This is a genomic window from Ochrobactrum sp. RH2CCR150 (assembly GCA_014138095.1).
Taxonomy (GTDB): Bacteria; Pseudomonadota; Alphaproteobacteria; order Rhizobiales; family Rhizobiaceae; genus Brucella; species Brucella gambitense.
In genome coordinates this window covers 789,927-811,694 of the sequence record JACGXE010000001.1, presented here as the reverse complement: position 1 = coordinate 811,694, position 21,768 = coordinate 789,927, and the positions used below count along the sequence as shown (strand labels likewise).

The following is a 21,768-nucleotide window of genomic DNA, read 5'->3' as shown; positions in this document are numbered from 1 at the left end:
CCGAAAAGTGGCAACCGGTTTTCGGATAAAAATCCTGCCAGATCATACATCAGCACCGCAGGGTCAAGCGCAGGCTGCCGGTTTCATGTCACATCGCCCTGAAACCGAACGTACCTGCCGCTTTTAATCCGTCGTCGGCTTTTCCGGTGCGGGTGCCGCTGGTGCAGGCGCGACAGCAGGCGTGTCCTGCTTCGGTTCTTCCGGTTTCGGCTGATCCGGCGTCTTCTCGCCGGGCTTTGTCGCATCGGCGGACGACTGGCCCGGAACATCGGGCAGGCCCTTCTTCAGCTTTTCCTCGATCTTGACGAGGTCTTCCGGCTCCGGCTTGCCTGCAATCGCATGGTGCCACTGGAACGTCGCTTCAAGCTGACGGCCAACGCGCCAATAGGCATCGCCCATATGATCATTGATGGTCGGGTCTTCCGGGCGCAGCTTCACAGCCTTTTCCAGTTCCACCACCGCTTCGTCGTAACGGCCGAGCTTGTAATAGGCCCAGCCCAGCGAATCGACGATGTAACCGTCCTGCGGACGCAACTCGACAGCCTTCTTGATCATGTCCAGTGCACGATCAAGATGGATGCCCATATCGACCCAGGAATAACCGAGATAGTTCAGCACCTGCGGCTGATCGGGATAAAGCTCCAGCGCCTTGTTGAAGCTCGGCTCCGCCTTGTCCCACTGCTTCAGGCGCTCATAGGCGATGCCGCGCTGGTAGAAGACCGGCCAGTCCTTGCGTTCCGGCGTCTTGATCTGCTCGACAGCACCATCGTAAATCTTGGCTGCCTCAGCGAAATTCTTGTCCTGCGCGTAAACACCGCCCAGCGCCAGATAGGTGCGAATGTCGGTCTTGTCGCGGCCCAGCAATATCTTCAACTGCTCGATGGCCTCGGCAGACTTGTCGTTATCGGCAAGGTTCAGCGCGCGCTGCATTTCGGCATCGCGGCGATAGGGCGAGGTTTCCGGCACGTCCGCATAATATGCGACCGCCGCTTCCGGACGGCGCAGCTTTGCCGAAATATCGCCCAGCTGGAACAGGGTAGCGTCATTGCCCGGACGCAACGGCAGCGAGAGCTGCAGATAAAGCTTGGCAAAAGCCTCTGCGCCGCTGCGATTGATTGCCGTGCCGAGCGTATAGAGAACTTCACCGGCGCCCTGCTGCGGCGTTTCGATCAGACGGTCGATTTTCCGCCCTGCCTCGATCTGCTCGCGCAGTTCGGTCAGGGTCATGCGACCGTTCAAAAGCTCCTCGCCATCCTTCAGAAGCTGGATTGCGCCATCCTTGTCGCCCTGACGCAGCTTGAATGAGGCATAAGCCATGATGACGCGTTCATAGGTGTCCGGCGCAGCACTACCGCCGGGACGATCATCAAGCGCCTGCTGGTAGAAATCAGCCGCTTCCTTCTTCATCCCGGCCTGATCGGCGATCAAAGCGGAATTATAGGTGCGGAACAGGCCATACCATTCGGGGCCTTCCATCTTCTTGATATCGGCCAGCGCCTGCTTGGGATTGCCCTGCCCGACCTTGACCCAGGCATTCATGAAGCCGGTAGCAAGACGATCCATATCGGACTGCATGGACAGCATCAAAAGCGGACCGACCTTGCGATACTGCTTTTTGGAAATGGCGTCGATGGCAAGGGCAACGCGGGAGAAGCGCTCTATATCCGGTGTATTCTGCAATTCGGACGCAAGCGGCAGCGCGTCCTTGAAACGGCCTTCCGTCAACAGGACCAGAAGCAGGTCCTGTTTGACCTGACTGTTGCCCGGATCGAAGGCCATGGCCTGACGATAGAAATCGGCAGCTGTAGAGAGATTATTATCGGCTTCGGCGGTGCGGCCCGCCAGATAGGCGCCTGCAAAGGAACCGGCCCGAACAGCAGGCGTAGCGACAGGAGCGGGATCGGCTGGCGTCTTGGCCAATGCTCCGCTGGCAGGCATTGCAATTCCCGCCAGAAGCGAAAGAAGCAAACCATAAAGCGGGCCGTGTTTCATTCCATGCCGCATGAAGCCCTATCCTCTTCTCAAATTCCCATATGCGGAATCGGCAACGAATCGCCGATTGCCTCCAACGCACCGCGCTCTGACCTTAACGGAACAGGCACGCCAAGCATGGCCTTTTTGGGATGAGGGGGCAAGAAAAGCATCCGTGATGGAAAGCTTTTCTTGATCGATCCCTGTTCGAAAATATCCGAAAACGCGAAAGACGTCTGGAAACTCAGTTCACGCGGCTGATGCAGAAATCGATGACTTCGATCAGCGCATCCTTTTCCGGCGTTGCCTTGAGCGGCGCCAGAGCGTCGCGGGCAATCTCGCCGAAGTGACGCGCGCGCTGCACCGTGTCGGCAATCGCGCCGTGCTTGGTCATCAGGCCGATGGCCTTTTGCAGCGATGCGTCGTCGCTCGCACCGTCTTCGATGGCGTGCTTCCAGAAAGCGCGTTCCTCATCCGTGCCACGGCGGTAGCTCAAAATGACGGGAAGCGTGATCTTGCCTTCGCGGAAATCGTCGCCGGTGTTCTTGCCGAGATCGGCAGCCGAACCGCCATAATCAAGCGCATCATCAACCAGCTGGAAAGCAAGACCGAGATTGAGGCCGTAATCGCGCAGCGCAGCGCGATCCGAGCGCTGCACACCGGCGATGATCGGGCCGACTTCGGCAGCAGCCGAGAACAGCGCCGCCGTCTTGGCCTTGATGACTGCCAGATATTCGTTTTCGGTGGTTTCCATGTTCTTGGCGGCGGCAAGCTGCATGACCTCGCCTTCGGCGATCACCGAAGCGGACGTCGCCAGCACGTCGAGCGCATCAAGCGAACCGACATCGACCATCATCTTGAAAGCCTGACCGAGCAGGAAGTCGCCAACGAGAACGCTGGCCTGGTTGCCCCAGATCATGCGGGCGGTGCTTTTGCCGCGACGCAGATCGCTTTCGTCCACTACATCGTCATGCAGCAGTGTTGCCGTATGCATGAATTCGACAGCGGTTGCGAGACGCACATGACCATCGCCGTCGTAACCGAACATGCGGGCAGCGGCGAGCGTCATCATCGGACGCAGGCGTTTGCCGCCCGACGAGATCAGATGATTGGCGACTTCGGGAATCATTTCGACGTCGGAACCGGCACGTGACAGGATCATTTCGTTCACGCGCGCCATATCGGCCTTCGTCAGGTCGACAAGCGGTTGCACCGATCCTGTCTGCTTTTTCTTGTCGTCGAGATTCAGAACCACACCCAATGCCATTACTCCTTGATGGGGCCGCCACCATATTTAAGCGCAGCGGAATGCTCAAGACGCATTCCGTGCCTTCACAGCCTGTTCAACATTGACGGAAGCAGTTGTCAATGCGGTGCATTGGCTACAAAGTGGGTAAATGATCGAACTTATCCGCACCAACGATTCCGTCCTGCTGTCTTTCGCCGAAGCCTTGATGAAGGAGGCGGGAATAGCTTATTTCATTGCAGATACCAATATGAGCATTATTGAGGGATCACTGGGCGTTCTGCCGCGTCGCCTTCTGGTCAGCGAAGATCAGCTGGACGAAGCACGGCAAATCCTGATTGATGCCGAGATTGAACACGAACTGCGCGATAAATGAGCCTGACTGCCGAAAACGAGATTGAAGAAACGCTCGATGTCTTTCATCGCGGCGCTTTTCATCTCGTGCAACCGGCAATGAAAGGTCATCGCTCCGGCGTCGATGCGATGATCCTCGCAAGCGCGGTGCCGGGCGGTTTTGCCGGGCGGCTTGCCGATCTCGGCAGCGGTGCAGGCGCTGCCGGTCTTGCTGTTGCGGCCCGGTGCCCGGCAAGCCGGATCACGCTTGTCGAACGGTCTGGCCTGATGGTCGGCTTTGCCAGGAAGACCATCGCCCATCCGCTGAACGCCGCTTTGGCAGACCGTATTGCGATTGTGGAAGCCGACGTGGCCTTGACCGGAAAGGCGCGTGTTGCGGCAGGCCTTGCTGATAACAGTTTCGATTTCGCCATCATGAACCCGCCCTTCAACGAAGCGGCGGACCGGCGCACGCCCGATCCGCTCAAGGCGGAAGCGCATGTGATGCCGGACGGCATGTTCGAGCAATGGGTGCGCACGGCAGCGGCCATCGTCAGGCCGGGCGGTGGCATTGCCATCATCGCACGGCCGGGCTCCATCGCGCCCATTCTGGAATCGCTTGCCAGACGTTTCGGCGGCTTGCATATCGTGCCGGTGCATCCACGCAACGATGCGGCGGCAATCCGTATCGTCGTCACCGGAACCCGCGGCAGCCGCGCCGGTCTGGCCTTCATGCTGCCGCTCATCCTGCATGGCGAGAGCGGAAACGGTTTTACGCCCCGCGCCAATGCCATTAATAATGGCCAGACTGCGCTTTTTTGATCCCCGGAGAATGACACCGTGCTGCTTATCGTCGGAACCGTTCGGCTGCCTGCTGCCAATCTGAATGAGGCGCGCCCGGCCATGCAGCGCATGATCGAGGCCAGCCGCGCCGAGGCGGGCTGCATCGAATATTCCTATGCCGCTGACATTCTCGATCCCGGCCTTATCCATGTAAAAGAACTATGGTTGGATCGGGCTTCGCTGGACAAACATTTTGCCTCCGGGCACATTGCCGCCTGGCGTTCGACATGGCCGACGCTTGGCATCACAGACCGCAACCTTGTGCTCTACGAAGTGGATGCGCCACAAATCACCTGAACGTTTCTTTAAGGAGACCGATGAACCACAGTCCCAATTCCGCTCGCCCCGTATCCCTTATGCGACGCTTTCTGGATAGCGAGGTTGCCGGCGGCCTTGTGCTGATGGCAGCGGCAGCGCTCGCGCTCATCGTAGCCAATTCACCTCTCTCACAAACCTATTTCGACGCTCTTCACGTCTATATCGGCCCATTGAGCCTTGCGCACTGGATCAATGATGGCCTGATGGCGGTGTTTTTCCTGCTCGTCGGGCTAGAAATCAAACGCGAATTCATCGACGGGCAGCTTGCCAGCTGGCCCAACAGAATGCTGCCGGGCATTGCCGCGGCAGGCGGCGTGATCCTGCCTGCGCTCATATTCGCGGCGCTGAATTTCAACGACCCCGAAAAGCTGCGCGGCTGGGCAGTGCCTTCCGCAACCGATATCGCCTTCGCGCTCGGAGTCCTGTCGCTGCTTGGCTCACGCGTGCCTTCAAGCCTCAAGGTTTTTCTGGCGACGCTCGCTATTCTCGACGATCTTGCCGCCGTCGTCATCATCGCCATTTTCTATACGGCGGAAATCTCGATGCCCTATCTGGGCGGGGCTTTTGTAACCGCTATTGCCTTGTTCGCGATGAACCGTCTGGGCGTGATGAAGCTTCTGCCCTACCTGATCGGCGGCGCGATTCTCTGGTTCTTCGTGCTCAATTCCGGCGTTCATGCAACCGTGGCCGGTGTCGTAACGGCGCTGATGATCCCGCTGAAGGCGGCACCCGGCAAGCCGGACGATATGAGTTCGCCCCTGCATATACTCGAACATGCGCTGGCAAAGCCTGTCGCCTTTATCATCGTGCCGATTTTCGGCTTTACCAATGCGGGCATTTCCTTTAGCGGCCTTGATGGTTCCGTATTCGGCGACACACTGACGCTCGGCATCTTGCTCGGTCTTTTCGTCGGCAAGCAGTTCGGCGTCTTCGGTGCGGCATGGCTCGCCATCAAGAGCGGCCTTGCACAAAGGCCGATGGGTGCAAGCTGGGCACAACTTTATGGTGTCTCGATCCTGTGCGGCATCGGTTTCACCATGAGCATTTTCATCGGGCTTTTGTCCTTCCCGTCCGATCTCCTGCAAACCGAAACGAAAATTGGCGTGCTGGCCGGTTCCGCCCTCTCCGCCATATTTGGCTACGGGCTGCTGCGGCTGGTGGCCAGACCCGCGAAAAGCTGACCTATTCACCCTCCGAAGATTTAAATTTTCGGAGGGTTTTCTTTGTGTTTCCAAGATTGCTTCCTACATTCGCTTCCAACAGTTGATCCAGTTCGGAGTTTACCTTGCCCGGTTTATTGACGCGTCTTGTTCCGCGCCGCTTTCGCAACGCTGCAATCGAAATTCCCGTTGTGCGCCTGCACGGCGCCATCATGACCGGCGGTTCCGCGCTGCGCCCTTCCCTCTCGCTGGCATCGACCGCTGCCGTTCTGGAAAAGGCCTTCAGCAACAAGCATACGCCCGCTGTGGCGATTTCGCTCAACTCTCCCGGCGGCTCGCCGGTGCAGTCGCGCCTCATCTATCGCCGTATCCGCGACCTCGCATCCGAACATCAGAAGAAAGTTTTCATCTTCGTTGAGGATGTGGCCGCATCCGGCGGCTATATGATTGCACTTGCAGGCGATGAAATCATTGCCGATCCATCGTCAATCGTCGGGTCTATCGGCGTGGTGTCGGCTTCATTCGGCTTTCCGGAACTGCTGAAGAAAATCGGCGTCGAGCGGCGCGTCTATACGGCGGGCAGCAACAAGGTCACGCTTGATCCGTTCCAGCCGGAAAAGAAGGCCGACATAGAGCGGCTGAAATCGCTGCAACTCGAAATCCACGAAACCTTCATCGACATGGTCAAGGAGCGGCGCGGCGGCAAGCTTGCTGAAGAATCCGATCTTTTCACCGGTCTGTTCTGGACCGGCACTACGGCATTGCAGCTCGGCCTCATCGACGGCCTGGGCGACATGCGCAGTTTCCTGCGCAAGACCTATGGCGACAAGATAGAACTGAAGCTGATCCAGCCGCAGCGCGGACTGCTTGGCCGCAAGGTTCCCGGCGTCGGCATGGCGCTCTCGTCTGCGCTATCCGGCATCGAACCGGCGGAAATTGCCGCCCATCTTGGAGACGGCTTACTTTCTGTTGCCGAAGAAAAAGCGCTTTGGGGCCGCTATGGCCTTTGAAACATCACGGTTTAACGTGATAGGATGTCAGAAATGACAGGGCGCAATCAGGGCGCGCCCGCACACACACATCATGCGCATATGCCGGGGCAAACCTTGCGGGCCAATGCGCAAGCCGAAGGGATTTGGCCATGCCACAGCTCATTTTTCTGCTGCTGATCGCCATCGCCGCTTGGTATGGCTACCGCTCGTTCAAGCGCGAGGCTACTCGTGTTTCGCAGCGTGTCCGTCAGGCCGAGAAGGAAGCGCAGAACCGTGCAAACGGCACGCTGGTGCAGGATCCGAAAACCGGCGAATATTACGTCAAGAAAGACTGATCCGCTTAACCTCGATGACCGACACTCTGTTGCGCGCCCGGCCTGTTGCCAGCCGGTCTGTTACCCGTCTTGCCCCGGCGAAAATCAACCTCGCGCTGCACGTCACCGGGCGGCGTGAAGACGGCTATCATCTGCTCGACATGCTGGTGGCCTTTGCCCGCTTTGGCGACACGATCACAGTTGCCGATGCGACGGAAGACGAGTTCACGGTCAGTGGACCTTTCGCCTCTTCTGTCCCTCTGGATGGTGGTAATCTGGTGCTCAAGGCACGCGATGCGTTGCGGGCGCATGCCGCCTGCGATCTGCCGCCCGTTGCCATTCATCTTGAAAAAAACCTGCCCATCGCGTCGGGCATTGGCGGTGGTTCCAGCGATGCGGCGGCGACCTTGCTTGCCCTCGACACGCTGTGGGCGCTGAATTGTGACTTCGACACGCTGGCGGTCCTCGGCCTGGTGCTCGGCGCTGATTTGCCCATGTGCCTGCACGGTGCGGCGCATGGCACGCCGCTGACGGCGCGCGGCATCGGCGAAGACCTCGCCCCCGTTACCGGACTTCCGGCCCTGCCGCTGCTGCTCGTCAATGACGGTACGGCGCTTGCCACACCCGACGTATTCCGCGCCCTCGACAAGCGGGACAATCCCGCCTTGCTGCCGCCCGGGCAAAGCGAACTCGGTGCGCTCTGCCATTATCTTGGCGCCACCCGCAACGATCTTCTGTCGCCAGCACTTGGCCTCGCCCCGCAGATCGGCGACAAGCTCGCCTTGCTGCGCGCCAGCGATGCGCTTTACGCCCAGATGTCGGGTTCCGGCGCGACCTGCTTCGCAATCTTCGCCGATGATCATGCCTTGCAGGCAGCAGCAGCCCAAATCCGCGCCGAAAAGCCGGGCTGGTTTGTCATCGCCACCGGCACAGCCGCCTCTTAAAGCTGGCAACCTTATCGAGCCCATGCTGATTCACTGTGAATCGCAACGACGCGGCAACCTTCGGGCCGCCCGAAGAAAACCTCATTCCGGCCACAGTCGATACCATCCTATTCAGAAGCTAGCTATTGTTCACTCTGATTGGACAATAAACACGTACACTCTGTTCGCGATTTATGAACAAAAACCGTCATATAACAGACACGTGAATGCTGGTATATCAATCAACATATTGTTTTAAATAACATATTTTTCTAATCTCTGAATGTTTCCGAATATTAACGAGCACGAATGTGTGATTAATAAAACATTTTCGTGACTGGAACTTTTCTCCACTGTCACCCATTTCAGGTGCATCGGAGCGACGAAAAAGAAACGCCGCTCCAATTTCCAAGGAGATAGGAAATGAAAAAGATTGTTCTTGCTGCTGCCGCCCTCGCTCTAAGCGCCGGCGCTGCTTTCGCTGAAAACCCATATGTTGGCGAACCTGAAAACCTTTATGCAAACGACCGTACTCCGGTTGCTGCACAGACCGTTGATCACACTGCAACCGCAACGATCAACGCTACCCACAGGGGTATGGTTTCACAGGATGGTTCTGCAAACCGCTTTGGCGATGCTTCGCCTTCGAGCTTTGAGAACTAAGATAGCCTGACCGCATTATGGGCGTCGCGCAAAATGCCGCTGACGCCCACAGGCCGGAACCCTCCCAAGCAATCCCGGCCTTCTGTTCAATCCCCCTCCCCGATGGATGGCATTTTAGCCAACCGGGCGCCCCGAACAGGCCCCAGTGAATGGGTGTCATTCGCGCGGCAATTTTATAAAGGAATACGAAAATGAAGAAGCTTGTTCTTGCTGCTGCTGCCCTCGCTCTGACCGCTGGTGCTGCTTTCGCTGAAAACCCACATGTTGGCGAACCTGAAAACCTCTATGCAAACGACCGCACCCCGGTTGCTTCGCAGACCGTTGATCGTACCGCAACCGCCACGATCCAATCGGGTTCGGTTTCCCAGGATGGTTCTGCAAACCGTTTTGGCGATGCTTCGCCTTCGAGCTACCGGAACTAATCCAGCCTAATCGCATAACGGGCGTCGCGCACAAACGCTGACGCCCAAGGCCGGGCCTCGATAACAAACACGGCTCCAACAGTTATCTCCCCGAAGGATGGTGCCTTAGCCACCCGGGTGCCCTTACTTGCTTCCCGATTGGTTCGGGCACCATCCGAAGGGCGATCTTTAAAGGAATATGAAAATGAATAAGTTTGCTCTCGCTGCCGTTGCCGTTGCTCTTAGCGCCGGCGCTGCTTTCGCTGAAAACCCACATGTTGGCGAACCTGCCGATCTTTATGCAAACGACCGCACGCCGGTTACTTCGCAGACCGTTGATCATACCGCAACCGCTACGATCAATACGGGTTCGACCTATCAGGATGGTTCGGCTCATCGTTTTGGCGACGCTTCGCCTTCGAGCTACCAGAACTAATCAAGATAGAGCGAAAGCTGTTATCTTGCAAAAAGGCGAAGCTCCGGCTTCGCCTTTTTCTGTTTTGGATTTTAATCCTGCTCTGGCGGATAGATGCCATGTTTGAGGCGCACCGGCTTCAACTGGCGCGGCAATTGCGCGAAAGCCATCCCGTCGATCAGCAGCGGCTTGATCGCCTCCAGCCGAACCAGAAGCCCGGCATCGAGCGCTGCCCCACCGCCGAACAATGCAGTCTTCAGACCGCCCAACCTGCCCTCTCTGGCAGGCGCGAACCGCGCAGGCCCGCTTGCGCCATCGATATGGCGACGAACCACTTGTTCCCAGCCGTCCTGCGGTACGGCTCCCGGAGCCAAAATCAGAACCCATGGCGTGCGGATCTCACCGAGAGCTGCTTCCATATCCGTACCATCGTTGAATGAGCATCCAGCGCCAATGGCAACCAGTGCGGTTTCGTCTGAAGAGCCTTCATCGATTACCAGAACACGCCGCACCAGCCCCTCCACTACGGCGGGCACGAGCGCCGACAGTGTGTGCGCCAAAGGCTTTTCGGAATTCAGTGTTTCAATGATCACGGACAACATGGACGCTTCATATATCAACACCGCGTGAACTGGAAGCAGAACGCAGTATGTTCTTGCTTTGTTCCAATTCATCGGATAGGAATAGATTCATCAGACAGAGTCGGACAATTACCAGAAGCATTGCCGCTTGCAAGCCATCAAAGGCTAATCCGGACATGCTTTGAAGCTCCGCAGGGAGATGAAGATGGCAGCGATCCAGCACGCAGATATCATCAAGCAGGCCGATATAGCCGCATTCGGCACAGGCCGTGCGGAGCATGCCAATGCGCTTGTCAGCGAAGCGGGTCTGCGCATTGATCACAGCCGGCGGCGCGGGCGTGGTGCGGGCATCAATCCGACGGGACGCTTCGAGCCGACCACCCGCCAGGATTTCGACGACGGCTGGACGACGCTGGAGGAATTGCCTGCCTTCAACACCGATGTTCAGGTGGAGAAGCCGCGCACGATCATCACCCGCAACGATTCACCCGACATCAGCTTCGACCGTTCGATCAATCCCTATCGTGGTTGCGAGCATGGCTGCATCTATTGTTTCGCCCGCCCGACGCATAGCTATATGGGTCTGTCGGCAGGTCTCGATTTCGAGGCGCGCCTGTTCGCCAAGCCGGATGCGCCGCGCCTGCTTGAGCGCGAACTGGCCAAGGCAGGCTATCAGCCGAAGACGATCGCCATCGGCACCAATACCGATCCGTATCAGCCAATCGAGAAGAAATGGCGCATCATGCGTGAAATTCTCGAAGTGCTGGAAGCGGCCAATCACCCGGTCGGTATCGTGACGAAATCCGCCCTTGTTGTGCGTGACATCGACATATTGAGCCGCATGGCCGAAAAGGGCCTCGCCAAGGTTGCGCTTTCGGTGACGACGCTGGACGCACATCTGGCGCGCACGATGGAGCCGCGCGCGTCCACGCCAAGCCTGCGCCTTCAGGCAATCCGCAAGCTGACCGACGCGGGCATTCCAGCTTCAGTGTTGATGGGACCCGTCATTCCGGGCATCAACGATCACGAGATCGAACGTATTCTTGACGCGGCTTATGCGCAGGGTGCGCGCGAGGCTGGTTACGTGCTGCTGCGCCTGCCGCTGGAAGTGGCGCCCTTGTTCAAGGACTGGCTGCTGCGCAATTATCCGGACCGCTACCGGCATGTGATGTCGCTGGTGCGCTCCATGCGCGACGGCAAGGATTACGACGCCGAATGGAGCAAGCGGATGCGCGGCACCGGCCCTTATGCCTGGCAGATCGGCCGCAGGTTCGAAATGGCCGCCCGTAAGCTCGGCATCAATACACAACGCAAACACCTGCGCACCGATCTGTTCGAACCCGTCCAGAAAGGCGGCAAGCAGCTGTCATTGTTTTGACACCACACAAAGTGCAATCCAGAGCGCAATTGAACCAGAGTGAGGCACGAAGATCAGCAAGATTATTCTCTCTGTAAGGCGACTTAGAGCGCTGGTCTGATCCAATCAGATCAAGATGCGATCGAAGTCCAAATCAGCTTCCGCCTGTCCCCTCAGGCGGATAAGGTCCTGCTTCCCGCCACCATTCCTCTTGGCAGGACCTTGCGGAGAATCGGGGGCAATGCGAACATCGCCACCTTATGAAACGCACGGCTTCTGATTCTCCCCTTCTCTTCGATATTCCGCTGGCTCCAGACTTCTCAGAAGAAGCGAAGCTTCTTGCGCGTGGGCTTCGCCACATTGTCGGCATCGATGAAGCGGGGCGTGGGCCTCTGGCCGGGCCGGTCGTAGCTGCCGCCGTGCTGCTGGACGCAAGCGATGTTCCCGACGGGCTGGACGATTCCAAGCGTCTAAATACCGCCAAGCGCAATGCTCTCTATGAGACCATTCTGACCAAGGCCGTGAGTGTTTCCGTCGCGAGCCTCAGCGCGCGCAGTATCGACGCAACAGATATTCGCAAAGCCGCGCTGGAAGCGATGCGCCGCGCTGTGCACGGTCTCGTCTTGCAGCCTTGCCATGCATTGGTTGACGGTCGTGATGTACCAACCGGCCTTCCCTGCCCCGGCTCCGCCCTGGTGAAGGGTGATCAGCGTTCGGTGTCGATTGCGGCAGCCTCTATTATCGCGAAGGTGACACGGGATCGCATGATGGAACGCGTAGGCAGCGTCCACGCCATCTACGGCATGGAAGTTCATGCGGGCTATGGAACGGCCAGACACCGCACGGCGATCGAAAGTAACGGCCCCGTACCCGGCCTTCACCGTTACACTTTCGCGCCGATCAAGGGACGGTTTGAACCTCACCGCTGAGCGGTATCAGAGCCTGAATCAAAAAGCGGCATGTGTGTGCGAAAATGGTAATTTTCGCGTACCGGAGCGGGGCGTACTAAAGGTACGTAAGCACCGGAAGCCTCGCATAATTCCGAAAAGTTGCAGACTTTTCGGTTCAGATTATGCGAAAGCAAATCTCAAATTGCCATTTGCTGCCACACAAGGCGACTTTTGGAACAGGTTCTTAGATACGACTGCGCCAGCCGCCGCATCCGTTGGCATTGTTCGACATGCCCTGATCATTGAATGCACATCTAATCGAGCTGAAGCAGGTCGGATGTCCATGGATCAGGCGGAAACTTTTCGGGTGTGCTCCAGAGCATCTGCGCACAGCCTGCCTGCTCCGACCCACCACTTGGCGTGCGGTGTCGGTACGCAAAGCCTCGGAGCGGCTTCAATGAAGGGTGAACGTCGTGACGCTCCAACTATGTTTTTACGCACGTATTATCTGGCCCAGCAAAGGCACTTCGCGCTCTTTGAGACGTGCTCAAAGCTCTGTTCAAAACAAAAATGCCGCCCTTTCAGGCGGCATTTCAAAACTCTAACGGTCGCGAAAACCTTAGTTCATGTTCGACTTGACCTGAACCAGTGCGTCCTTGAACAGACCGCCGGAGACCTTCGTGTCAACCTTGTCTGCGACAAGCTTACCAGCGGCGGCAACAGCGAGATCCACAGCCGAAGCACGGACGGCATTGATAGCGTCGACTTCAGCGGTTGCGATCTTCTGTTCAGCCAACTTGTTACGGCGGGCCACATATTCTTCAGTCGCACGCTTGGCATCTTCGAGAAGAGCCTTGGCTTCGCGTTCGGCAGCGGCGACGATATCGCCTGCTTCCTTTTCGGCTTCCTTACGCTTGCGATGGTATTCGGCCAAAAGCTGCTGAGCTTCTTCACGCAGCGTACGGGCCTCTTCCAGTTCCTTCTTGATGTGGTCTGCACGCTCATCGAGCGAACGGCCAACCATAGCCGGAACTTTCAAATAGGCGAGGATCGCCAGGAAGATGATGAGGCCAACAAGTGCCCAAAATGTAGCGTCCATTGACCTCTCCTCAGGCGTTCGCGGCCTTGACAGCGGCGGTTACCGAAGCCTTGTCGGCTTTGGTGCCCAGAAGCTGTTCGACGATTTCAGCCGTGGTTTCCTCGGCGATGGTGCCGACGTCGCTCATGGCCTTGGCCTTGATCGCAGCGATGCGGTCTTCGGCTTCCTTGAGCTTGCTTTCCAGAGTGGCTTCAGCAGCAGCGCGCTCGGCGTCTGCTTCGCCCTTGCCCTTTTCGCGAGCAGCTTCGGCAATCGAAGCAGCCTTGGTGCGGGCCTGGGCCAATTCCTGCTCATAAGCAACGATGGCGTTGTCGGCATCCTGCTTGAGACGGGCAGCCTGCTCGAGATCCTGAGCAATACGGTCACGACGGGTTTCGATCACGCCGCCGATACGCGGCAGAACCACGCGGGACATGAACAGATAGAAAAGACCGAACGTGATCGCCAGCCACAGAACCTGTGAGGCGTAATGGGTGGAATCGAACGGAGGGAATACGCCGCTGCCGTGTCCGGCATCGTGCGCGACCCCGGTTTCGGTGTGCACAGCATCGGCTGCGCCGTGCTCGCCAGCAGCTGGTGCCGGTTGCGATTCGGTGGCGGTTTGGGCAAACGCCGTGGACACGAACATCCAGATTTCCCCTTAAATCCAGCATGATCTGATCCGAAAACCGGTTCCCGTCTTCCGGGATCATGCCTACTCAGACGTCATATGCAAAGGCCAGCCGCGCTGCATTACGAGATACAGATCGCGGCAGGCCAGACTCTTAAACCGTTTATTAGACGGCGAAGAGGAGCAGAAGCGCGATGAGCAGCGAGAAGATGCCCAGAGCTTCCGTAACGGCGAAACCGAACACCAGACGGCCGAACTGGCTGTCAGCAGCGGACGGGTTGCGCAGAGCGCCGGAGAGGTATTGGCCGAAGATGTTGCCGAGGCCGAGAGCCGTACCGGCCATACCGAAACAGGCGAGACCGGCGCCGATGTACTTTGCTGCTTCCGCTTCCATGTTAAGCTCCTTCTGGATTGAAATATAAGCGCGGATTTCAGTTCTGGCGGTCGCCCGCCGGTTTGAACTCAGTGTCCCGGATGTACTGCGTCGTTGATGTACATGCAGGTGAGAACGGTAAACACGTAGGCCTGGAGGAAGGCTACGAGGAATTCGAGTGCGGTGATCGCAACCGTCATGATGAGCGGCAGGACCGCGCCGCCGACGCCGATCGGACCAAGGGCTGCCAGCGAAACAACGAAGCCGGCAAAAACCTTGAGCGTGATGTGGCCTGCGAGCATGTTCGCGAAAAGACGAACTGAGAGGCTGATCGGACGCGACAGGAACGAGATGATTTCAATGGCGACAACCAGCGGCACGATAATGCCGGGAACGCCGCTCGGTACGAACAGCTTGAGGAAGCCGAAACCGTGCTTGAAGAAACCGTAGATGATGACCGTACCGATGACCAGACACGCGAGAGCGAACGTCACGATGATCTGGCTGGTTACAGTGTAGAAATACGGGAAGAGACCGATGAAATTCGCGACCAGCACGAACATGAACAGCGAGAAGACGAAGGGGAAGAACTTCATGCCCTTCGATCCGGCCGAATCCCTGAGGCTTGTCGCCACAAATTCATAGGCCATTTCCGAAACCGACTGCAGACGGGTCGGGATAAGACCGCGGCCCGAAGACGTCAGATAAAGGAAGCCCGAAGCGACCACGACAGTTGCGACCATGAAAGCCGAAACATTCGTGAACGACAGGTCAACGCCGCCTACATCGATGGGAATCCACCGAGAAATCTGGAACTGATGGATCGGATCGTTCGCCACCTTAACCTCGTCTGTCTTCCCTGCCCGAAGGCGATTTGGCCTGCCCTAAGGCGATTTGGTCTGCCCGAAGGCGACTTGGTCTACCCGAAGGCGTTTCAGTCTCGGGGCCCGACATGCATCCGGCCCGCCTATCACTTACACTTGAACGAACTTTACCGTAAAGTCCGACAAGGCTTATTTCCTGTCACTCTTTTCCGCGTTAGTCTTAATGCCGCCTTGATCGGCGACATAACCTACGGAACGAAGCACATTGAGGACACCCGCTGCGAAGCCCAGTAGGAGAAATACGATCAATCCCCAAGGCGACGTACCGGCGACACGATCGATAAACCAGCCAAGTACCGCACCCACCACGATTCCCGCGATAAACTCGCTGGAAAGTTTCATGGCCTGTGCGACCGAACTTGCCGTTTCCGACCGCTCCTCCTCGGAAGCTGGCTTTTTGAACATGCCTTTTTTGACCAATTCGGCCTCAAGACGGTTCAAACGCTGATCCAGCTCCCCGGAAGCAGGTTGCCCTTGCCCATCCTTGACAGCACCGGATGGCGTTTCGGGCTCAATTCCCCGTGCCATTGGCAGCTCCTTTTTTTCAAGAAAGGCAGGTTCAAAAACCCATTTCCAAGTTGCGCGCAACATATTGACACGCCGCCCGGTAGTCAAGGCGGTGAAGCCACTGCTCCAGAAGGTTTTTTATTCATAAAAAACAATTGGATAGCCAATGGTGCGACTCATTTTCCGCCCAAAGACGAAGAATGTGGCGCGAATCCTTCACTTTTTCGTTGCCGCTATCCCCAGCCGATCACGGTGGGCACAGCGCGAATGAGCACATTTCGCACCGGACAAGCCCGCTTTGCACTTTAACCAGAAGAGTCGTCCTGCAAGATTGACCAATGCGGGCAATCGAAAGCATCCAATTGCGGCGATGGAAACAGCACGCCTTGAAATGACACAGGCGGAAGAGGTCACTCTCTCCCGCCTGTCTGTGCTTATTAGATCAGCTTCCGTCAAACGGAACGCCGCCGCCGAACTGTCATCGGCTCCGGCTTTTCCATTCATGCGGAACCGTGCGCCTATCGTGGCAAGCCCTAGAACTTGCCGGAAAGGCCGATGATCGCGCCGAATGCTGTATCCTTGTCCAGCGTGCGGTTCACATAAGGCGTCACACCGATGCTGACCGCATCGCTGAACGCATAGGAAACCGTGGTCGACAGGCTGCCGCGTGTATGGGCGTTATCAGAACCGAACTCGAATGCGCCGATATAGTCAGCACTGGCGATCACGCTCGGATCCTTGTGCGAAAGATCCTGCTCGATCTCCGCATTGACGGACCAATTGACCTTGTCGGTCAGCGCCATACCATAGTTGAGGCCGAAATAGGCGGTCGTGCGTTGCGACTTCACATCCGAATAGGTGAATGGGAAATAGACGCCGGTTTCGGTATAGCCGTCCATCTTCAGGTCGGTATAGTTCAAGCCGCCGTAATAGCCGAACGACGACTTGTTGCCGAGATCAAACGACTGCCCTGCTTCCAGCTGCACGCCCCAGCCATTGATGGTGCTGTCGCCGCTGCCGGGTTCGGTATAGCCCAGAACCTGGCGTGTGCGCTCAGTATCATAACGATTGATCGCCGCAGAACCGCGTATATACCAGGTTCCGCTCTGGGTGCTGTCTTTCCACTGGGCATAGATGCCGCCACCAATATTGTTGTTGGTGTGGTCGTAATTGTCCGGCATGTCCTGCCAGAACGTGTGCGCAATGGTTGCGCCTGCCGAGAAATTATCGGTGAAGGCATGACCAAGTGTCATCCAGCCGAGAACATCCTTGCTATCACCTGCGCGACCGACATCGGAATAGATGCCGTACCAGCTTTCACCTGCCTTAGCCATTCCAAGGCCAGCACCGGAGAAATCGTTGAAGCCCTGACCGCTGCTGCTGCCGCCCATCAGACGACCGACAATCGCGCCTTGCGATCCCATGACGGCGAAGGTGTCGTGCGCAAGTGCTGCAACCGTATCAACCGTATTGGTCACATCAATGCCAACAGGTGTGGGCGTCGGCGTCGGCTTCCCATTCGCGTTCGGGTCTGGATCAGGGGGCGGATTGGGGTTCGGCTCAGGATCGGGCGGCGTTACCTTCACGAGTTTCCAGAGTGCGGCGTGGTATTTATTATTCGTATCCTGGAAATTACCGACAATAACCGTTCCATCAGCGGAAACACCGGTAGTGTTGGACTTTATGCCGCCCAAAGTTCCAAGATCAATCAGCGACCCGTTCGCACCAACCCAAGCGACAGCGTGACTTGTACTCACATTGTCCGCATTGCCAACGATAACAGAGCCATTTGCTGAAACAGCAACTGTGTCGGAAGTCGCACCGCCCAAAGTGCCAAGATCGGTAATATCCGACCCTCCACCATACCACGCGACTGCGTGCTGATCCGTTGATGTATTCCTCGAAAGTCCGATGATGACACTGCCGTCAGCGGACACAGCATGGGCCATAGAGAAGGTATTACCGGTCAACGTACCAAGATCCGTTGGCGTCGTGGCTCCGTCACGCCATACGGTCGCATGGCGAAGTGCGGTATTACCGGAGGTCAATTCTGAGTAACCAACGATCACCGATCCTGCAGCAGACACGCCCATCGCGGCAGAGTTATCACCACCCAAAGTGTTAAGACTGGTCGCATTAGACGCGTGGTTACGCCACATCACTGCATGAGTGTTTGTACCAGCAGCACCTATATTTGAAGAACCAACGATCACTGACCCGTCTTGGGAAACAGCCTCTGCTGAGGAGCCTCCTGCGCCCAAACCATTGAGTTCACTTAGCTGCGGCGAACCGCTGTCCAGCGACCACTTAACTGCATGAGCGACGTGCTGCGGGGTACCGTCGTGGTAGTATCCAACAATTGTGGACCCGTCAGCGGACACGGCCGGGGCGGTGACATCAACGGTAGGGTCGATGACTTTAAGCTCCGTCGCGATCGTCGAGCCATTTAGCCATGCCATAGAGCGGGTAACAGCGCCATCAAAGAAAGTCCCCAGAATGACGCTGCCATTAGTGGACACAGCCGTAGCATGAGCGGAAAGCTGAACGTTCAAAGGTGTCAGAGTGGTCCGGCTTGCGGTTTCGCTATCCCACTTCTGAGGAGCAGTGAGAGTTCCCAGACCGGTGAGAGACCCGACAACCACCTTGCCGTCAGCAGAGACGCCGTAGGCATAAGAGCCATGTCCCAATTCATCCATTCCATATGATGTGTCCAGCTCCAGCTGTTGCGCTGTCGCAATATGTGCGTCACCTAATAAAGAAGATGTACCAATAAGCAAATATGCCAAATGCTTATTTAAAACTTTCATTTTCCCTCACAAATCAAAAAATAATTAGTTATGTCCCGATGATTCCAATCTTATATTTACTTTAAAGTAACATGTCTATATTGCAAAACATTCATTCAAATGCCCTAATTAAGCCAAGTATTAATTACTTATTTATCTATATATTATTATTTACATAATTTATGAAATCAAAATAGTAACGCGCAAGCGGGCCAGCTCGACACGCCAGACATTATTTCCCCAGATTTTATGAAAACGAAGTCGCAGCAATTTTGCTAAAGCGGGCATTTGCCGTTGTGATCCGGATTTGATCACAACAGGATCAGCGGGCAGCCCAGTGGGCTAATCGCCCCACAGAAGCGCTTCGTGCTTTTTCGGGAGTTGCTTTATCAGCTCCAGCCGCCGCCATAGGTGCGGTAGAAGACATGAAGGCCGATCTTGGTCAGCTTCTTCATGGTCGGTGCCCAGAAGGGCTTCACATAGGTCGCATGATAATGTGTGGCGGAGCCCACTTCCGGCAGCCAGATCTGACCGGACGAAACCGTCTTTGCCACCTGCTGCGCCATGCGCCATTGCGGCATCTCGGTCACACGGTGCTTCTGGCCATCGCAGGCAAAGGAAAACTGGCAGGCATTGAGCCAGTCGCGATTCTGATAGACCGCCCCGCAGATCGTGTTCGGATAGGCCGGGTTGCGCACGCGGTTGAGCACCACCTGGGCCACAGCCACCTGTCCCTTGACTGTCTCGCCGCGCGCTTCGAAATAAACCGCTTCGGCAAGGCATTTCTGTTCGCTTGCACTAAATGCCGAAGGCGGCAACGGAGTTGCCGCCCATCCATGATCTTCATCACCAATCGGCGGAACGAACCGCCCCGCGCTTGGATCGGGTTTCAGGATGCTCTCGAAGGGAGAGGTTTTTCCATAATCGGGTGTGGAAGGCGCATAACCCAGTGCCAGCACATCCGGCTGGTCATTGGTGATCAGCTTGGCCAGCTGCACCGGCATTTCCGCTCTTGGCTTTGGCGGCTTCACGGCATGGAAGGCCATGGTGATGCCGATTTCCTTGCCCTCAAGCTTGCTGGAAAAAGCCATCTTCGCGTCGGTCTTTTCCGGCGGGCGGGTGATCATGCTGATCTTGTCGAACATGCTGCCCGCCGTGAACGCCTTGGCTGGTGCCTTTGGCTTGACCGAGACAAGGCGGCCCGTCTTATCGGTACGGTTGATGCGGTTTTCATCCGGATTGGGATCATCCGGGCCGAGCTTGGCGGTTTTCTTGCCACCCGAAAGCGCAACCCGGCCAATCCCCGGCACTTCGATGCCGTTGGTTGCGATGCTGCCGGTGACCGTCGTTGCATCGACAAAAGGCATTTCCGCCTGATGCACGGAACCGACGGGCGCCTTGGCGACGAAAGCCGTCCAGCGATGCGTGCCAAGATCGGCGGAAGGCACGAGGCTCGCCATATCCTGAAAGGCAATCGCATTGGAATTGAAGAGATAGGCGAAAGCTGTGAGCACCAGCGGGATCAGGCGCTGCGGCTTGCGGGCGATGTGACGCGGCTTCGCACGCACGGCATAATAGCGCCCCTCTTCCGGGCAATAGCCCGTGACAGGATAATGCCATACCGGCTCAGCGACGGTCTTCCGACGACCAAACAGCGCTCGTATCGACACAAGACGCACCGCACACTCCACTCACACAGACTTCTGTTGTTCTCGCGCACATCGTGTCCGAGGCGCGTTTTCACGCATTTCGGGATATGCTTAACAACGCCGATAATGGAGTATTAACCTTGATGTATCGTTAACGGGCTTCCGTTTACTATTTGAAAAGATTGATTAATTTAGAATTAACGCTGTCAGCCCAGCTTTTGTTTTCATTGCGTTTTTGGCGCGAGCGGGCGACAAGGGACAGAAATGACCTAACGGGACGAAAGTTATTTCGTCAAAAATCTACACGCAGATTACCGATAAGGAGCCGCGATGAGAAACTGGAAACCCGGACAGATATTTGCCGCCCTCCTCTGCATGCTCACGCTATTACCAGCGACGGCCATGGCGGATCTTCAACGCAATGGCGTGGTCATTTTCGCCGATACGCCGAAAGTCACGCGCTGGGCGGCAGTACACGTCACGCCGGATGAAACGGTTGGTGACCACTTTTATCATGTCGAGGTTTTCGAACATCCGAAGGGCGCGAAGCCGTGGGTCTTCAAGCGGCTGTCACAGCATATGGTGATAACCGGTGAAGCGCTTGAGAAAAGCCGCATCACATCCCGCGCCAGAACCTATGCGTATAAGGATGTCGAGTTTCGCATCGTCTACAAGCATTGGCTCGCCAACAAGCAGGAACAGGCCCAAACGCCGGTCTGTAAGACGACAATCGAAGAGTGCCTGAAAGTTGCGGTAGCCGATTAGCTACCAGCTTCGTAGGCAGCGTCGAAAAAGGCTTTCTCCAGTTCCACGGCCCGTCGGAAGAAATCCTCGCATTTTGATGCGGCAGCCGGTCCGACACGGTCGAGTTCCGAACGCAGAAAGCCGACGAATTCCACGAAATACGGATTGTCGTGCAGGATGATCCATTCGGCGAAAACAAAATTCTCCGGCAGCGGCTTCGGCGCCTTCTCTGCCCAGTCGAGATAAAGCCATTCGGCTACGGTCAGCACGGACAGGCAAGCAGCATAGGAACCGGACTTAGCCGCTTCCAGCATCAGCGCCTTGAACCCGGTCGTCGCCATCGCATCGGGTGTATCGAAGCGCGTCGCATCGTCAACCTTCAGCGTTTCGAAAGCGCGCTCGAAATAGGAGTTCTCGTCATTGCTGATCATGCCGATGAAGCGCCCCAAGGTCAGCTTCGCGTCCATCCTGTCGCAATTGACGAGCGCACCGCCGAGCAAGGACAGGAAACAATCGATGAAACGGTGATCCTGAACCAGATAGCGCGTCATCACGTCTTTCGATGCCGTTCCGGTGTAGATTTCCCGGACCAGACGATGCGTCACGGCCTGTGTCCAGTAGGGCTCCGTGCTCTGTCGCAAACGATCAGTAAATCGTGCGGACACAGCTTCGTCATTCTTCAGCATAGACAAGACGTTGCTCCATATCG

The 21,768-nt window shown here is 56.8% G+C and carries 24 protein-coding genes; 13 read left to right on the top strand and 11 right to left on the bottom strand.

From position 1 onward, the window contains the following. Positions 1-123: 123 nt before the first annotated feature. Both FHW03_RS03685 and FHW03_RS03680 read right to left on the bottom strand, forming a co-directional pair. Complete coding sequence (locus tag FHW03_RS03685) at positions 124-2,004, bottom strand: tetratricopeptide repeat protein (RefSeq protein ID WP_182519389.1); 1,881 nt, start codon at positions 2,002-2,004, stop codon at positions 124-126. Between the two features lie 211 nt (positions 2,005-2,215). Continuing rightward, complete coding sequence (locus tag FHW03_RS03680) at positions 2,216-3,232, bottom strand: polyprenyl synthetase family protein (protein WP_078338121.1); 1,017 nt, start codon at positions 3,230-3,232, stop codon at positions 2,216-2,218. Positions 3,233-3,368: 136 nt separating this feature from the next. Between FHW03_RS03680 and FHW03_RS03675 the strand changes: the two genes are divergently transcribed. The 10 genes from FHW03_RS03675 to FHW03_RS03630 all read left to right on the top strand — a co-directional run bounded on the left by FHW03_RS03675 (position 3,369) and on the right by FHW03_RS03630 (position 9,600). Next, a complete protein-coding gene (locus FHW03_RS03675) occupies positions 3,369-3,593 on the top strand; it encodes a DUF2007 domain-containing protein (RefSeq protein WP_078338010.1) in 225 nt (74 codons plus the stop codon). Beyond that, on the top strand, positions 3,590-4,372 hold the full coding sequence (locus FHW03_RS03670; protein ID WP_182519388.1) for a methyltransferase: 783 nt from the start codon (positions 3,590-3,592) through the stop codon (positions 4,370-4,372). Before FHW03_RS03675 ends, FHW03_RS03670 begins: the two co-directional genes overlap by 4 nt. An 18-nt stretch (positions 4,373-4,390) precedes the next feature. Then, entirely contained in the window at positions 4,391-4,690 is a 300-nt protein-coding gene (locus FHW03_RS03665; protein WP_182519387.1) for a putative quinol monooxygenase, read from the top strand. A gap of 20 nt (positions 4,691-4,710) precedes the next feature. Further along, positions 4,711-5,892 carry a Na+/H+ antiporter NhaA gene (gene nhaA, locus FHW03_RS03660; protein WP_182519386.1) on the top strand — a complete coding sequence of 394 codons (1,182 nt, stop codon included), beginning with the start codon at positions 4,711-4,713 and terminating at the stop codon, positions 5,890-5,892. A gap of 104 nt (positions 5,893-5,996) precedes the next feature. Next, on the top strand, positions 5,997-6,881 hold the full coding sequence (locus FHW03_RS03655; RefSeq protein WP_182519385.1) for a S49 family peptidase: 885 nt from the start codon (positions 5,997-5,999) through the stop codon (positions 6,879-6,881). A gap of 131 nt (positions 6,882-7,012) precedes the next feature. Continuing rightward, entirely contained in the window at positions 7,013-7,198 is a 186-nt protein-coding gene (locus FHW03_RS03650; protein WP_151590310.1) for a hypothetical protein, read from the top strand. 14 nt (positions 7,199-7,212) lie between these two features. Next, a complete protein-coding gene (locus FHW03_RS03645; RefSeq protein WP_182519384.1) occupies positions 7,213-8,121 on the top strand; it encodes a 4-(cytidine 5'-diphospho)-2-C-methyl-D-erythritol kinase in 909 nt (302 codons plus the stop codon). A gap of 402 nt (positions 8,122-8,523) precedes the next feature. Next, positions 8,524-8,763, top strand: a complete 240-nt coding sequence (locus FHW03_RS03640; protein WP_182519383.1) for a hypothetical protein — start codon at positions 8,524-8,526, stop codon at positions 8,761-8,763. A 191-nt stretch (positions 8,764-8,954) separates the two neighbouring features. Continuing rightward, on the top strand, positions 8,955-9,185 hold the full coding sequence (locus FHW03_RS03635; protein ID WP_182519382.1) for a hypothetical protein: 231 nt from the start codon (positions 8,955-8,957) through the stop codon (positions 9,183-9,185). Between the two features lie 184 nt (positions 9,186-9,369). After that, positions 9,370-9,600 (top strand): hypothetical protein, encoded by a 231-nt coding sequence (locus tag FHW03_RS03630; RefSeq protein WP_182519381.1) that lies wholly within the window; start codon positions 9,370-9,372, stop codon positions 9,598-9,600. A gap of 71 nt (positions 9,601-9,671) precedes the next feature. Here FHW03_RS03630 and FHW03_RS03625 read toward each other — a convergent pair whose 3' ends face one another. Continuing rightward, a complete protein-coding gene (locus FHW03_RS03625; RefSeq protein ID WP_182519380.1) occupies positions 9,672-10,181 on the bottom strand; it encodes a glycosyl transferase in 510 nt (169 codons plus the stop codon). A gap of 184 nt (positions 10,182-10,365) precedes the next feature. Between FHW03_RS03625 and FHW03_RS03620 the strand changes: the two genes are divergently transcribed. Together FHW03_RS03620 and FHW03_RS03615 are read left to right on the top strand one after the other, a co-directional pair. After that, positions 10,366-11,538 (top strand): PA0069 family radical SAM protein, encoded by a 1,173-nt coding sequence (locus FHW03_RS03620; RefSeq protein ID WP_182519379.1) that lies wholly within the window; start codon positions 10,366-10,368, stop codon positions 11,536-11,538. A gap of 239 nt (positions 11,539-11,777) precedes the next feature. After that, positions 11,778-12,446: a ribonuclease HII gene (locus tag FHW03_RS03615; protein ID WP_182519378.1), complete on the top strand. Its 669-nt coding sequence runs from the start codon at positions 11,778-11,780 to the stop codon at positions 12,444-12,446. A 580-nt stretch (positions 12,447-13,026) separates the two neighbouring features. On the opposite strand, the gene FHW03_RS03610 is transcribed toward FHW03_RS03615, so the two are convergent. The 7 genes from FHW03_RS03610 to FHW03_RS03580 all read right to left on the bottom strand — a co-directional run bounded on the left by FHW03_RS03610 (position 13,027) and on the right by FHW03_RS03580 (position 20,345). After that, positions 13,027-13,506, bottom strand: coding sequence for a F0F1 ATP synthase subunit B (locus tag FHW03_RS03610; protein WP_109368424.1), 480 nt, complete (start codon positions 13,504-13,506; stop codon positions 13,027-13,029). A 10-nt stretch (positions 13,507-13,516) separates the two neighbouring features. Continuing rightward, positions 13,517-14,134, bottom strand: coding sequence for a F0F1 ATP synthase subunit B (locus FHW03_RS03605; RefSeq protein WP_182519377.1), 618 nt, complete (start codon positions 14,132-14,134; stop codon positions 13,517-13,519). 148 nt (positions 14,135-14,282) lie between these two features. After that, positions 14,283-14,510, bottom strand: coding sequence for a F0F1 ATP synthase subunit C (locus FHW03_RS03600; RefSeq protein ID WP_002963544.1), 228 nt, complete (start codon positions 14,508-14,510; stop codon positions 14,283-14,285). 68 nt (positions 14,511-14,578) lie between these two features. Next, positions 14,579-15,328, bottom strand: a complete 750-nt coding sequence (locus FHW03_RS03595; protein ID WP_078337997.1) for a F0F1 ATP synthase subunit A — start codon at positions 15,326-15,328, stop codon at positions 14,579-14,581. A gap of 174 nt (positions 15,329-15,502) precedes the next feature. Continuing rightward, positions 15,503-15,901 (bottom strand): AtpZ/AtpI family protein, encoded by a 399-nt coding sequence (locus FHW03_RS03590; protein WP_182519435.1) that lies wholly within the window; start codon positions 15,899-15,901, stop codon positions 15,503-15,505. Between the two features lie 512 nt (positions 15,902-16,413). Then, positions 16,414-18,576, bottom strand: a complete 2,163-nt coding sequence (locus FHW03_RS03585; RefSeq protein WP_182519376.1) for an autotransporter domain-containing protein — start codon at positions 18,574-18,576, stop codon at positions 16,414-16,416. Positions 18,577-19,055: 479 nt separating this feature from the next. After that, entirely contained in the window at positions 19,056-20,345 is a 1,290-nt protein-coding gene (locus tag FHW03_RS03580; RefSeq protein ID WP_182519375.1) for a cell wall hydrolase, read from the bottom strand. Between the two features lie 300 nt (positions 20,346-20,645). On the opposite strand from FHW03_RS03580, the gene FHW03_RS03575 reads away from it, so the two are divergent. Next, positions 20,646-21,080, top strand: a complete 435-nt coding sequence (locus FHW03_RS03575) for a DUF5086 family protein (protein ID WP_377514012.1) — start codon at positions 20,646-20,648, stop codon at positions 21,078-21,080. On the opposite strand, the gene FHW03_RS03570 is transcribed toward FHW03_RS03575, so the two are convergent. Continuing rightward, entirely contained in the window at positions 21,077-21,745 is a 669-nt protein-coding gene (locus tag FHW03_RS03570; protein ID WP_182519433.1) for a TenA family protein, read from the bottom strand. The genes FHW03_RS03575 and FHW03_RS03570 overlap by 4 nt on opposite strands. Positions 21,746-21,768: the final 23 nt, after the last annotated feature.

Excerpts from the sequence above, each read along its gene's own strand:
- FHW03_RS03685 (WP_182519389.1), bottom strand. The coding sequence starts at position 2,004 with ATGCGGCATGGAATGAAACACGGCCCGCTTTATGGTTTGCTTCTTTCG.
- FHW03_RS03675 (WP_078338010.1), top strand. The coding sequence starts at position 3,369 with ATGATCGAACTTATCCGCACCAACGATTCCGTCCTGCTGTCTTTCGCC.
- FHW03_RS03670 (WP_182519388.1), top strand. The coding sequence starts at position 3,590 with ATGAGCCTGACTGCCGAAAACGAGATTGAAGAAACGCTCGATGTCTTT.
- nhaA (WP_182519386.1), top strand. The coding sequence starts at position 4,711 with ATGAACCACAGTCCCAATTCCGCTCGCCCCGTATCCCTTATGCGACGC.
- FHW03_RS03650 (WP_151590310.1), top strand. The coding sequence starts at position 7,013 with ATGCCACAGCTCATTTTTCTGCTGCTGATCGCCATCGCCGCTTGGTAT.
- FHW03_RS03645 (WP_182519384.1), top strand. The coding sequence starts at position 7,213 with ATGACCGACACTCTGTTGCGCGCCCGGCCTGTTGCCAGCCGGTCTGTT.
- FHW03_RS03640 (WP_182519383.1), top strand. The coding sequence starts at position 8,524 with ATGAAAAAGATTGTTCTTGCTGCTGCCGCCCTCGCTCTAAGCGCCGGC.
- FHW03_RS03635 (WP_182519382.1), top strand. The coding sequence starts at position 8,955 with ATGAAGAAGCTTGTTCTTGCTGCTGCTGCCCTCGCTCTGACCGCTGGT.
- FHW03_RS03630 (WP_182519381.1), top strand. The coding sequence starts at position 9,370 with ATGAATAAGTTTGCTCTCGCTGCCGTTGCCGTTGCTCTTAGCGCCGGC.
- FHW03_RS03625 (WP_182519380.1), bottom strand. The coding sequence starts at position 10,181 with ATGTTGTCCGTGATCATTGAAACACTGAATTCCGAAAAGCCTTTGGCG.
- FHW03_RS03620 (WP_182519379.1), top strand. The coding sequence starts at position 10,366 with ATGGCAGCGATCCAGCACGCAGATATCATCAAGCAGGCCGATATAGCC.
- FHW03_RS03615 (WP_182519378.1), top strand. The coding sequence starts at position 11,778 with ATGAAACGCACGGCTTCTGATTCTCCCCTTCTCTTCGATATTCCGCTG.
- FHW03_RS03610 (WP_109368424.1), bottom strand. The coding sequence starts at position 13,506 with ATGGACGCTACATTTTGGGCACTTGTTGGCCTCATCATCTTCCTGGCG.
- FHW03_RS03605 (WP_182519377.1), bottom strand. The coding sequence starts at position 14,134 with ATGTTCGTGTCCACGGCGTTTGCCCAAACCGCCACCGAATCGCAACCG.
- FHW03_RS03600 (WP_002963544.1), bottom strand. The coding sequence starts at position 14,510 with ATGGAAGCGGAAGCAGCAAAGTACATCGGCGCCGGTCTCGCCTGTTTC.
- FHW03_RS03590 (WP_182519435.1), bottom strand. The coding sequence starts at position 15,901 with ATGGCACGGGGAATTGAGCCCGAAACGCCATCCGGTGCTGTCAAGGAT.
- FHW03_RS03585 (WP_182519376.1), bottom strand. The coding sequence starts at position 18,576 with ATGGATGAATTGGGACATGGCTCTTATGCCTACGGCGTCTCTGCTGAC.
- FHW03_RS03575 (WP_377514012.1), top strand. The coding sequence starts at position 20,646 with ATGAGAAACTGGAAACCCGGACAGATATTTGCCGCCCTCCTCTGCATG.
- FHW03_RS03570 (WP_182519433.1), bottom strand. The coding sequence starts at position 21,745 with ATGCTGAAGAATGACGAAGCTGTGTCCGCACGATTTACTGATCGTTTG.